Annotated in this window: 8 protein-coding genes; 1 reads left to right on the top strand and 7 read right to left on the bottom strand. The window is 43.3% G+C overall.

Annotated features, from left to right (window positions below):
* Positions 1 to 32 precede the first annotated feature (32 nt).
* Positions 33 to 1,268, top strand: a complete 1,236-nt coding sequence (locus RDN93_RS19970) for a fucose isomerase (protein WP_308747113.1) — start codon at positions 33 to 35, stop codon at positions 1,266 to 1,268.
* Between the two features lie 514 nt (positions 1,269 to 1,782).
* On the opposite strand, the gene RDN93_RS19965 is transcribed toward RDN93_RS19970, so the two are convergent.
* The 7 genes from RDN93_RS19965 to RDN93_RS19935 all read right to left on the bottom strand — a co-directional run bounded on the left by RDN93_RS19965 (position 1,783) and on the right by RDN93_RS19935 (position 13,623).
* Entirely contained in the window at positions 1,783 to 2,598 is an 816-nt protein-coding gene (locus RDN93_RS19965) for a fimbrillin family protein (RefSeq protein WP_308747112.1), read from the bottom strand.
* A 23-nt stretch (positions 2,599 to 2,621) separates the two neighbouring features.
* Positions 2,622 to 4,124, bottom strand: a complete 1,503-nt coding sequence (locus RDN93_RS19960) for a fimbrillin family protein (RefSeq protein ID WP_308747111.1) — start codon at positions 4,122 to 4,124, stop codon at positions 2,622 to 2,624.
* Positions 4,125 to 4,158: 34 nt separating this feature from the next.
* Positions 4,159 to 6,597, bottom strand: coding sequence for a polysaccharide lyase family 8 super-sandwich domain-containing protein (locus tag RDN93_RS19955; protein WP_308747110.1), 2,439 nt, complete (start codon positions 6,595 to 6,597; stop codon positions 4,159 to 4,161).
* Positions 6,598 to 6,602: 5 nt separating this feature from the next.
* The gene (locus RDN93_RS19950) at positions 6,603 to 7,532 is read right to left on the bottom strand and encodes a DUF5017 domain-containing protein (protein ID WP_308747109.1); all 930 of its coding nucleotides are present in this window, start codon (positions 7,530 to 7,532) and stop codon (positions 6,603 to 6,605) included.
* Positions 7,533 to 7,549: 17 nt separating this feature from the next.
* Positions 7,550 to 9,172 carry a RagB/SusD family nutrient uptake outer membrane protein gene (locus tag RDN93_RS19945; RefSeq protein ID WP_308747108.1) on the bottom strand — a complete coding sequence of 541 codons (1,623 nt, stop codon included), beginning with the start codon at positions 9,170 to 9,172 and terminating at the stop codon, positions 7,550 to 7,552.
* A gap of 23 nt (positions 9,173 to 9,195) precedes the next feature.
* On the bottom strand, positions 9,196 to 12,360 hold the full coding sequence (locus tag RDN93_RS19940; protein WP_308747107.1) for a TonB-dependent receptor: 3,165 nt from the start codon (positions 12,358 to 12,360) through the stop codon (positions 9,196 to 9,198).
* Between the two features lie 63 nt (positions 12,361 to 12,423).
* Positions 12,424 to 13,623 (bottom strand): glycoside hydrolase family 88 protein, encoded by a 1,200-nt coding sequence (locus RDN93_RS19935; protein WP_308747106.1) that lies wholly within the window; start codon positions 13,621 to 13,623, stop codon positions 12,424 to 12,426.
* Positions 13,624 to 13,686 lie beyond the last annotated feature (63 nt).

Genomic DNA, 13,686 nt, shown 5'->3' with positions numbered 1-13,686 from the left:
TTGTCATACGGAAAACTTAAAACAATATCATAATGACCATACACCTTATCTCATTCGCGTCAATCCTTCATAAACAAGCCACGCTGCGCAGTTCACATGAAGGGATTTTAAGCGAACTCGAAAAATATTATACTGTCAAGCTTGTCGATTATCAAGATATGGATAAGTTGACAAGTGATGATTTCAAGATTATTTTTATCGCTACCGGCGGAGTGGAAAGACTGGTCATCCAACATTTCGAACGCCTTCCCCGCCCTGCCATCTTACTGGCGGATGGCATGCAGAACTCACTTGCAGCCGCCCTGGAGATATCTACATGGCTTCGCGGAAGGGGAATGAAAAGCGAAATCCTTCACGGTGAATTGCCGTCCATTATACAACGTGTACATATACTTTATAATAATTTCCGGGCACAACGTTCTTTATTCGGCAAACGTATCGGAGTCATCGGAACTCCTTCTTCCTGGCTGGTTGCCAGTAATGTTGACTATCTGCTGGCAAAACGCCGTTGGGGCATCGAATACATAGACATTCCGCTGGAACGTGTCTATGAACATTTTCAACAAATCACAGATGAACAGGTGGGTGCTTCCTGTGCCGCAGTCGCCTCGCAAGCTCTTGCCTGCCGCGAGGGAACTCCCGAAGATATCATCAAAGCGATGCGGCTATACCGGGCTATCAAGAAAGTATGCGAGGAAGAGAAACTGGAAGCATTGACATTGAGTTGCTTCAAACTGATTGAGCAAATCGACACTACCGGCTGTCTGGCATTATCCTTGCTGAACGATGATGGAATAATGGCAGGCTGCGAAGGTGACCTTCAATCCATATTCACCCTGCTCGCCGTAAAGTCTCTGACCGGAAAAGACGGATTCATGGCAAACCCTTCCATGATTAATGCACGTACCAACGAACTTATATTAGCCCACTGTACCATCGGACTCAAACAAACGGAGAGGTATATTATCCGCAATCATTTCGAGACAGAAAAAGGAATTGCCATCCAGGGACTGCTCCCGACGGGAGACGTGACTATCATAAAGTGCGGCGGCGAATGTCTGGACGAATATTACCTGTCTACGGGAACACTATCCGAAAATACGAATTATATCAATATGTGCCGTACACAAGTACGCATCCGCATGAATACTCCGGCTGAATACTTCCTGAAGAATCCATTGGGCAATCATCATATCCTGGTTCATGGAAACTATGAAGATGCATTAAACGAGTTCTTCTTGGCAAATGCTTGCAAACGAACCGAATAAACCCGTGCCACATTTTTGTATTATTCTTAAGTATTATAGGGGGAAATACAAAAATGTGGCAGAGCTAATAATCAAACAGTTAAGTCTAAAAACGTCCTATTTTCAAGATAAGTTTACAAAAAACAATAGGATGTTTTTGCCTTTTTCTGAAGGGAAACTGCACTTTTCCTATATCGCACTAATAATCAGAAGATTACTATAACATTCATCTATTATCTTCATATCCAACAGGCAAGTATATAATTACACTTATGCAACTGCCTGGACAGACAAGTGCAACAATGCGGTTACTCTTGTGTATCACTCCAGTTACACAAGTGCAACCGGATAATTCATTTAGATGAATTGATTAATAGGACGGCAGAAAAGATTAATAGACTAGGAAGAACTTACTAAATCTTCCTATTATTCATCCAAATCAACAGCGAAGTTAGATATTTATATCTTAGATACGGAAGAAACATTCAATGCAAGCATTTAATTGTTTCTTCCGTATCTTTTTATAATAGTATCATCAATCATTATTATCAGGCATACTGAAAGTATTGATTTCATTAGCAGCCAATGTCACTCCGGAAGCTATACTATAATGATAATATCCTCCACTATCTAATTTTATGCGGATCAGATGTCCCGCACCTAAAGTTTGCGCAGGAACAACGGCACGAAATACTGTATCCGATACTTTTTTCATAATAATCCATTCTTCAGTTTCAGCGTCTTTCAGCGTGGCGGTTTGCTTCAACAAATCCACGGTTACCGTACGTTTTGCCTTCATTTCAGCAGAAACACCCACTTTGTCCGAAGGCAAAATAACTTCCACCAATGCCAACTTGTGAGCAAAAGAAAGGGTAATGGAAGTATCGTCCGCAGTAGAAGTGGTATGACCCGCCAGAAGAAGATCACTTTGGTCATAGGCATCTCCTACAGACTGGTCTTTTGCCACCTGATGTTCAAATGTAGTAGTTGTGACAGAAGCTGAATAAGGATAATAACTATAAAAATTCACCGAACTTCCATCTATCGGGAAAGTGATGGCCTTCTCTGCATCCAAGTGATTGCCCTGATAGACATATTTCAGATTTCCCTGACCGTCTATCACATTCAAGCTACTACGATTGACCGCAAAAAGCCCCAACTCGTCATTTGCTACAAAAACAGTTTTATTGCCGGTAGTAGCAGTGCGGGTCAACGAAGAAATGCCTATCTGAAAAGATACTTCTTTTCCTGCATTGGATGCAACAAGAGTATGCTCCATCTCCGCCTGTTCACAAGAGAATAAAAGACCGGATGCCATTATTATTCCCATCAGTATATTTTGTTTATTCATATTCGTTCGTATTTAAAAGATTACTATTTCAACTCTGTCATGGAAATTTCCGCTATATAAAAATCCAAATTAGCAACACTGGGATGGCCGAAAGCGATAAAGTAGTCAGCCAACGCCTGTTCGGTCGCTTCGCGGGAGTCCGCTTCCGCATGCCCATACGGATCCACTACCACTTTGGAAAAGTCGAAATCCAGCGTGTATTCCTGATACGTATCTTTCAGATTTACTTGTAGATATCCATTGTAGTTTCCTGAAGCGACAAAGACAGCAGTTTTCAAGTCTGTTCCATTGGCATTCTGAATAAAACACCGGAGATTCGTCCCATTTGTCCCTTTAGCTTTCAGCGTAATTCTGTATTTTGTCTTTCCGGCATTTTTCATACGATAGCCTGTATAGCCAGCAAACCATGACCCCTTGCTGATAAAAGTAGTACGAATGACATTGTGTCCTATTGTCTCATCTTTTTCTACGACAGATTTCAACTGACTTTCGTCCGGAGTTGCATTATTTCTTGTATAGAACCATGTACCTTCTGTTATTTTGCCTAACGGGTCATTCAAGCCATATACCATTGTTCCCAACGGTAAATCTTCAATCAAGGTTCCGATTAAGTTCTCACTTCCGGCCACTTCATTATTACTGCCATTCCCCCAATCAGCAATCGGTTCTTCATCGGTAACGACCTCTATTTTGTTAAGTCCCACAGTGACACTGCAAGTATATCGCATTCCCGGTTTCAGTTCACTTATCTCTTCAGTCAAGCTCCACTGATATTCCCGGTTCATCTTTGGTAATCTGATACTGGCAACATGGCTATCATCAATAACCGTAGGAAATACCTGCCCGGAAGCTCCATTGGCATCTTCTAAAGCTACAAAACTAATATCTTTTACCTCTGTAACCGCCTCAAACTGTCCCGATACTAAATTAAAATCCGCTTTCGTATTCATTCCGGCAACAGTGATAGCCGATTCTTCCAGATATTGATCTGTGACCCCATCCCCCGCAATCAACTTGAATATAACTTCCGACAATACAGGACGAAGTTCAAAAGTCACCCTATTATTATCCTTACTTACCCCCTTACCATTGCCGGCATATAAAAAGCTAAAATTAGCAGCAGTTGCCTGATTGCTTACATTCAACGGATACCTGTCATCCGTCAAATCCTCTTTCCATGGATAATAAGCAATGATATCCACTTTACTTCCATCCTGCGGATAATAAAGCACATCCTCCTTGGCGGTCGGAGTAAAATAACCCAGCGGCTCCACAGTGGTCTGGTATTGCACATTCTGATAAGATGCCACACACTCCGCCGTATTCTCTTTCAGCATATACATCCCGACAAATTTACCGGCTTTCCAGATTTCTCCTTCAGCTTCCGGATCAAAAGTATAAGCTTTACCGGACAATACAGCCGGAATCTGCTCCAATCGGCTGTCTTCCGTATCGCTATTCTCACATCCGCAGAAAAAGGATGCAATGAACATTCCTGTAATTATATTGAATAACTTATTTTTCATATTGGTATTCATTTAAAAGTTTTTCATTCGTTGTCTATAAATTCACCGTCACAGATTTGCCGCACAACATCCCTTGCGGCATGGCTACTGTTATCCGTTTACCGCCATAATCCACTATGATTTCTTTGCAATCCGGATTCATCGTCGCATCCGTAACAGACAATTTGTCTTTATCTATCAGCACTGCGCAAGGAGCCGATACGGACAATTCTCCGCGAGAAGCCTTCAATCGAGTTCCCTCTTTATAAAAGACCGCTTCCACCACTTCACCGTTATTATTCTCAACAGCCTGTACCAGCGTATCATTGCGCAATACCTGAAATGGCAGTTTGTCTGCAGGCATTTCATCGCCGGCATACACTACATAGCCATAAGTATCATCCACCGGAGTCCGGGAATGGTCTATCCACAGACGAAGGATATCTACTTGTCCGGGCAAGTCCTTTTTCCCTTTGTTGGCACCATTCCGTCCCACCCAGTCCGTTTTTTTGGTTTCGTAAACAAAAGAAGCGTTTCGGGTATATTCGGGTAATATAGTATAAGAGAATTTGCCTTTCTGCATCACCCACACAGGCTTGTCGCCCACAAAGAATGACCATACTCCCTTCCCTACCGGTATTTGCCTGCCATCCTGCATCGCCAACACATCACTTTCATGTAATGTCTGATCAATCGTAGTGCGAATCGTTCCCTCCATTTGCGGATTCAGGTTAGTGATTCCGGCTCCCAAAGCTATCATATAATCTCCCAGCATGAAATAGGATTTGTAAGCCTTTACACCATAAAGAACTTCGTTTTTCCGAACATTATTTCCTTTATCATTCACACCCTCCTTTTCCGAAGCGTTCATCTTCTCAAAGAGATAACCTGCAACGGCATTCTCTCCGCCATTCGTAGCCGCAGCAGCGAAATTATGCTTGCTGCAATACCCGCGCCAGTTAGTAACCGGCACCAGCCTGTCCATTCCTTCTCTAGCCGTGACTCCCGGTGTGGCAGTCACATCCCAGGCACCGATTACCTGTGCATACTCATTTCCACGTTTCTGAAACAAAGTCATGCCATCCGTAGGATAGAAATTATAGGCATCAGCGAATCCGGGAGCACTTTCAAGACCGTCGCAACGAACGGATGCCATATTCACAAAGATATGGTAACGATCATTTTTCTTTATCAACTTATCATTATTAAAGAACCAGCGCGTTCCGCTATATAATCCGGCAGGACAGCCATTCATATTAATATTCCGCTGTTCCGCTTCTTTTTTGAAACTGTTCAGTTCATTCTGCTGCCGGGTATCAAAAGAGTCCGACCAGTCCTTCAACAACTGTCTTGCTATGCCCAAAGAACGGATATCCCTTTTATCAGGATTATATTGGGCGGTACTCCTATCTAAATACGGCAACGGATACCCTTTATAATAGAACCAGTTGCTACCCTCGATATAGTTGAACAACGTTTCTACATTATCTTTATCCAGTTTAGTTTCCCAAAGAGTGTTCTTTAAAGAAGTCAGCATACCAAGCGCACTCAATGTACCGTCAATAGGATATCCCCAAATCAGGCATTGCATTCCATGTCCCCAGCCGGCTCCGTCTGCGGTACAACCTTCCGTCCAAAAAGCCTCATCATAGACAGGTTGTGCCGTACGTCCGATTCCCCGCTTTGCCACTTCACTCAGCAGTTCAATCATCGGTACCGATTGATACATCACCGCTACCGGAAGCAACGAACGGTATGCCAATGCATTGCCACCTACCCACCAGACATGCTGACGAAAACGTTCAATCTGCACTACATTCTTATCCGTCTCGTCCTGCCGGAGAGGTTGTGTCCACGCCTGCAATCCCAATACTTTCAGCATATCGCAAACCTCCGTCAATTCCCGGTCTTTATTCTTTCCGGCTTCTACCTTATCCATCTGCTTCAGAAAACAGAAATAGGTATTAACCGCCGCCGTAGGAATGGCAAAACAGGAAGCATGAAAACGATGTACCCTATTGCTGCGGCTCACTTCCAGATTGCCATAATGAAGAATTGCTTTCTGACACTTTTTAAACACTTTCTTATCCAAAGAGTATCCCATACGGTCGGTACGGAACTCTTCCGCCACCTTCCAGATACGAAAGAATGCATCAGACAGAAGCTCTCCGACAGCTCCCTGGTCATTGCCCGCCATCACTTGTTGTTCTCTTTCTTCCAGGTCAGCGAAATGACCGTCATCCTGCCAGTGAGCAAGAATGTCCGGCAATGGCATAACACGCTTCAACTCATGACCGCGGTAAGGAGTGACAGCATAAAAATCACGGAAATGCTTTAGTCCTTTCTCCTTTTCCGCATCCAGCGGAGTCCGCTGCGCTTCTTCAAAATAGCGGTGATAATTATCGAAAGCCAATTGCCTTTCCGCATTCTGCGCAGACACCAGCGAAACGGCAGAAAAAGCAGCCACTACATATAAATATTTCAACCTTACCATAGTCCTCATCTTTCCTTAACTGTTATTTTTACCTCTCTTACTGCACTTTCCACATTCCACATATTGGCGTTACGCGCTACAAACGTCACGACATATTCACCCGGAGCCATATATTTATATGTGTATGAGGGAGCGGTCGTATCTAACGATTTGATGGGAGTTCCTTCATCGGGAGACACAGCCGAAGGATCAAGCTGCTGACTGATAGCCCATATTTCAGCCGGCAACCCGGTGTTATCTGACGAGGGTTGAAACAGAAGTCTCGTCGCACTCGGATTATAATTACCTGCTGGCTTTCCTTTCGGAAATACATACGTAAACCCAAATTCCTTTTCAGGATTGGTCATCTTGATTTCTTGTCCTTCCACCATTTTAGTCAACGTCAAAGGTTCAATATCGAAACGGGGCTGATACTCTTCCGAAGCCGGAGTCTCATACTGAAAAGCCAAATAAAACTTTTTATCCATATAGCCGGATAAATCCCCGTTATCCGTAACCGTTTCGGTAGTTACGTTGGGACATGTAGGAACTTTCCAGCCACCTGCCCCTGAAAGTTCCGTCCATGTGGCTTCTTCAATTCCCTGGGCAGTGCAAAGTCCTTTAAAGTCTTCCGATATATAAATATGCATATTGGCACGATTCTGATAAGAAGGCTTTGTATATACCTGTTTCATCGTATACGACAAACTCATAGACTCCACATCCACCTTCAACCGGTCTTTATTGGCATATTTATGACCGTCTTCACCCGAATAAAACACGATATAATCCGGATTTCCATCAAAATCGAATGTCACTTCATCCCCGACGTAAATCTCCTGCTGTTCATTGCGAAGATTCACGCCAAAATCAATACTATCCACACTATCGACATCACAAGAGGCAAAGAAACCGCCCACAAGCAATAATCCTACATATATATTTATCTTTTTCATAATGTTACTTTTAAGAATTACCAGTTTTCATTTTGTCCACACGTCGGGTTCGTGTTCAATTCGGCTTGGGGAATAGGAAGATACAAATGTTTCTCTTCCAGATTAATAGCCGGAACAGCTTTTACATTTGTCAAATCATACCCTATCCTGCTTCCATTTTCATCAGTTGCCTGTTCTTTCAGCAACCGTATCCGGTTAAAGAAATAATCTTTCCCATACCGGCGCAGTTCCATATGGCGTGGCACTTCGAAGCATAATTCCCGTGCACGCTCTTCACGCACAAACTCCCGGAAATCTTCTGCCCCGCTAAAATCACTTAAAGAAACCAAAGTCGCTCCGGCACGTCTGCGCACATCATTCACTGCATCGACAGCTTCCTGAGTAGGCCCACCATTTACTTCATTGGCACATTCGGCTATCATAAGCAATACGTCGGCATAACGCATTATCGGGAAATTAATTGAAGAGTTGTTACGTGCCCACGGGCGTACCGGATCATATTCCGCTCTCCATTTACCCGGATTTCCATCTTCCTTTTTAGCTTTTTCCGCATCAGTAAGAGGAGTCTTTACGGCTTTATTGTTGTTCGTCTGATAGGTATAATCTCCAAAATTCCACCATTTACGTGCATCTTCTTCTTCATACATCTTGAAAAGGATACGCGTTCCATCATACCAGGCATAAGCAAAAGGAGTGTCCGGATCGGTCTGAAGCCCCTGGCTGATACCAAGATATAATCCCACCTTACCGCTTTCATTTGTCTTATCCATTCCATTTCCATAGAATTCCACCTCAAACATACTCTCCCGGTGAATTAAATCGTACTGATTGGAACACATATTTATAAACATGGCACGATATCCGTTCACACCGTCCGTTTCGGGATAAAGCTCATGAAGCCTGCTCTTCTTCACTTCACGTGCCCATTTCAATGCTTCTCCCCATGTGTCCGCTTCTACCGGATAACCGGCTTCCCACATATATGCACGAGCCAATAACGCCTGCACCGTTGTCTTTGAAATACGCCCCGGAGCATTCAGTTCGTCCGCCGGACGACAAGCCTGTTCCGCATCCAGCAAATCCTGAATAATCTGTTCATAGATTGCAGATTGCGGAGATTTTTTCAGTTGTTGCTGAGAAAGATCACGCACCACTTCCAGACGTAAAGGTACTTCTCCCCAGAATGCAACGAGATTCATATAATAGAGAGCACGCAATGCTTTCGCCTCTCCGATAAACATCGCTTTTTTCTGTTTGCCGCCGCACTCTTCTTCGGTACGGGACTCAATTGCGGGAATGTAGTCATTCGCCCGGTTGATGCCCTCGTATAAATCCTTCCATGTAGTCTCGATGCTAGCATCCGTATTATTGTAATTATAAGTGGAAACCTGGACATTATCTATTCCATACGAACGATTATAGACACAGATATCAGTACCAGCATCCAAGTCACCCCACAGGTTTTGTCCGTAAGTTCCCACTGCTCCCAATTTGTCATAGACTCCTGTAAGCCCTGCCATACAAGTTGTTTCATCATGGTAGAGGTTGTTTTCATCCAGACTTCCATACACCTCTGTATCCAGAAAATTGCAAGACGAGAAAGCTAAAGCTGCTATTGCTATATATATTATTTTTTTCATGATATTCTCCTGTTTATAACTAGTTATAATCCTAATTTCACACCAAAAGTATATGAAGTAGTTTTGGGATAAGCCGAATAATCGAATCCGCGTGTCAATGCAGAGTTGCGGGTAGAGACTTCCGGATCATAACCGGTGTATTTCGTCCATGTCCACAAATTCTGTCCGCTCACGTAGAGTCGTAAAGAAGAGATTCCCAAACGTTTAATCAATTTTACGGGGAAATTATATCCCAGTTGCACATTCTTCAAACGAAGGAATGAAGCATCTTCCACTACTCTGCTTGTATTGATATTGCCGATATCCCCTTTCACCCGGCACAGATAATTCGTATAATTACCTTCCGTATATGTACCGTCACCATTATCAATACGCGGTGTCCAATGGTCTTTGGCCGACGCCAACAAGTTTGCATTTCTGGACGTCATGTTTTCCAACTTATAACGGTTGTAATTAATCACATCATTACCATACGACCATTGGAAGAAAACACTTAAGTCAAATCCCTTATATTCAAAGTTGTTAGTAAAACCACCGATATGTACCGGGAGTCCGTGTCCGATCACCGTCTGGTCTTCCGGTGTCACTTTTCCGTCTCCGTTCACATCACGCAACTTCATGTCACCCGGCTGAATATTATTACGGTCCTTCGTATTGTTAGGAATACCATCTTTCAACACGAACACTCCCGGAGATACCTCATTGAAGTCCGAATATTGATAAACCCCGTCATACACATATCCATACATTTCTGAAATCGGATGACCGACACGGGCAATATAGAGATTCTGAATGGTAGGATATTGAATATTGGATACCCAAAAATCCTGATCACCGGAAAGCCCTGTTATCTTACTCTTGTTGAAAGAGATATTGAAACCTGTCGTCCATTTGAAGCGTCCCTTTCCGCCAACAAAGTTTACGGTATTGAAAGCAAATTCCAGTCCGCGGTTGCGAATACTGCCAATATTCTGCTGCACCTTGCTGAAACCCAATGATAAAGGAACTTCCGCATCCAACAAAAGATCTTTGGTTTCTTTATTATAAATATCGACCTGACCGGTAATGCGATTATTAAGGAATCCGAAGTCCAATCCGATATTCGTTTGATAAGTAGTCTCCCACTTCATGTTCTTATTAGCCATTTGTGAAATATAAATGGCAGGATTGTCTATGTTATTACCGAAAGCATAATTCTGATCGCCCAAGAATAACAATTGGGACGGATAGTTCTTATACGTATTACAGTTACCGGTAGCTCCCCAGCCGGCTCTCAGTTTCAGGTTCGACAGCCAGGTACGGGTTCCTTTCATAAACTTCTCTTCCGAAATACGCCATCCGAAAGAACCGGAAGGGAAATATCCCCATTTGTGATAAGGAAAGCGGGAAGTTCCGTCGGCACGCACGGTCGCTGTCAGTAAATAACGCGATTTCCAGTCATAATTGAAACGGGCGAAATAAGAAGCAATCCGGTCATCAAAATTTGTGGAAGTCAATTTATCCGGCGTACCGTTAGATATTCCCCAGAATCCGAGTGCATCCCACGGCACCATAGAAGAGCTGGCACCCAGTACCGATACGTTTTTACTATTCAAGGAACCACCCAACATAGCCGATATATTATGACCTTTCACTTTTTTCCGATAAGTCAATGTATATTCGTTCGACCATCCCGTCCACTCTTTATACGAAAAATTTCCATTCGAATGTTTGGCGGAATATTTGGGATCTCCCCAATAAGTATCCGCATTATTATAAGCCTCACTGCGATCTGTACGCCAGTTGTAGGCAAAAGTAGCCCTAAACACCAAGTTTTTGGCAATATCCCAATTCAAATAAGCATTCATGCTCAACTGCCGGCTTAATGTCTTCGAATACATATTTTCAATCGTTTTCACCGGATTATAAGGATAGTTCGGGTCTTGTTGCATCAAATCATCCTGCACCTTATCCGGATCGGTATAATATACCGGTTGATAGGCCAATACCTGATAAAGAAAATATTGTGTGGCCCCACCTCCGCCTTGTGAAGGAGCCGACCCTTTGGAAGTATTATTCGAAAAATTAAAAGTAAGACCCGCTTTCACTTTCTTCGAAATCTGCTGGTCGAGTGTAGCACGAGCTTTCAGGCTCTCATAAGATGAGTTGACAATAATTCCCTGTTGATTATAATAAGAGATACTCGAACTATACTTGGTACTTTTGGTACCACCGCTCAAAGCAATGTGATGATTGGTCATCGGTGCGGAACGGAACACTTTATCCTGCCAGTTGATGGAAGGAATATTTGCGTAATCTTCCAATACCCGGTTACGTCCCAAAGCTTCATCGTACCGATAAAAAGTTCTTGCCATCTCCGAAGCAGTCTGCGCTTCTTCCTGAAAAGCTACATAATCCTGTCCTTCCAGCAACTTCAAGAATTTCGGTTTAGCCTGAAAAGTGATATATCCGTCATATGTGACACGCGGCGCACTTTCCATACCGCGTTTGGTAGTGATGATAATAACGCCATTAGCACCGCGAGCACCATAAATAGCCGTTGCGGACGCATCCTTCAATACGTCGATAGATTCAATATCATTCGGATTCATTGCAGCCGGATTGGCATCTTCCGTAGCAAAACCGTCAATCACATACAAAGGACTGCCATCCGACGTTTCGGAAATGCTATTACTGCCACGAATGACAATATTAGCCTGCGAACCGGGTTGCCCGTCACCTGTGACTACCTGTACTCCGGCAATACGGCCACCCAAAGCCTGGTCGAAAGAAAGCACCTGGCTCTTGTTCAGATCCCCCATATCAACTTTGGCTACCGAACCGGTCAAATCACTTTTCTTCACCGTTGCATATCCCACGGCAACCACCTCATCCAGTTGTACTCCGTCTTCTTTCATCACCACAGTCAGCGTTTTCTTGTTTCCGACAGTCACTTCCTTAGTAGCATATCCGATAAAAGAGAACACCAGCACGGAAGATTGTTTAGGGACAGATACCTTGAAATTTCCGTTCAGGTCTGTTATCGTTCCCGTTTTTCCTCCTTTTACAGTCACATTAGCCCCGATAATGGGTTCGTTCGATTCGTCCATTACCTTTCCACTGACCGAAATCTGTGCAAAAGAGAAGGTAAAGGAACAAAGCGCCAATAATAATAAACTGACATGTTTCATACTCTGTCGATTTTTCATAATACGATTGTTCTAATTAATGCAAATTCGTTTTTTGTTTCAATTGTTATCCTGAAAACCAGTCTATTTACCTATATCCTTTTTACGTTTTAATGCTTCCAAAAAATAATAATCCGCATAATTCAGCGGAACGTCAATCTCCACTCCATGAGGAATACTTCCTACCGAATGTTTCAGAATAAAACATCCGTTCGTTCCAATCTCCGCCCGATAAGCGGGTGTACTCAGGCTTTCCATGATTTTATCCGCCGTTCCTTTATATTTCATATCCGGCGCATAACCGCTCAGTTCGTACAAAGCGGAAGCTGTAATGGCAGCCGCCGATACATCCCGCGGTTCATTGGGAATATTCAAGGCATCATAATCCCAATACGGAATCAAGTCGGAAGGAAGTTTCTGATTCGTAAAGATGAAATTGTATATATTGCATGCTTGCGTCAAATAAGCAGGATTGCGGGTATACCGGTAACACATCGTATATCCGTAAAGTGCCCATGCCTGCCCTCTCGCCCAGGAAGATTCATCCGCATATCCCTGTGCCGTCTGTTTTTTGCGCACCTCTCCGGTTTCCGGGTCATAATCTACTACATGATAGCAACTGTTATCAGTACGAAAATGATTTTTCAACGTTTGATCGGCATGACTGACTGCCATATTATAATAGGTGGAATCTCCGGAAAGACGTGTCGCTTCGAAAAGTAATTCCAGATTCATCATGTTATCAATAATCACAGGACATTTCCATCCCCTCTCCGCCTGCCAGCTATTGTTCACGTCCCACGATTGAATCACTCCTGCATTCGGGCGAAAACGGGTTGATAACGATTTCGCTGTCCGGACAATGACTGAACGATAGTCCTTATTTCCCAGGCGCATCCCGTTCAGGAAACTGCATCCTGCCATAAAGCCCACATCATGATGCCAAGTGAGGTATTGCACCGAATCGAGCGCTTCCGTATATTTCACAGCCAGTGTTTCCCATTTTTTATCTTGTGTAAGATGATACAAATACCACATACTTCCCGGAAAGAATCCGCTCGTCCAGTCCCGATACGGAACGTAAACTGTTTTTCCGTCCTTATCCAATGTACGTGGATTCAATACTTGCCCGCTTGCCTCTATTTGGTTGGTCATCAGAGAGTACTGTTCAACGGCATTATTCACATTATCCGGAATAAGTTCGCCGGTTGCAACCACTTTCGATTTGCATCCAATGAAGAATAAAACAGATATTCCTGCCAGAGTTAAGAAAGAGTTTCTCATATAATAAATAACGTGAGTTCGACATAAAATCAAAAGATAGTAAGTTGCCCGTCATTGATAAAG

The sequence above is a fragment of the uncultured Bacteroides sp. genome, assembly GCF_902491285.1.
Lineage (GTDB): Bacteria > Bacteroidota > Bacteroidia > Bacteroidales > Bacteroidaceae > Bacteroides.
This window is presented reverse-complemented; position numbering and strand designations above follow the sequence as displayed.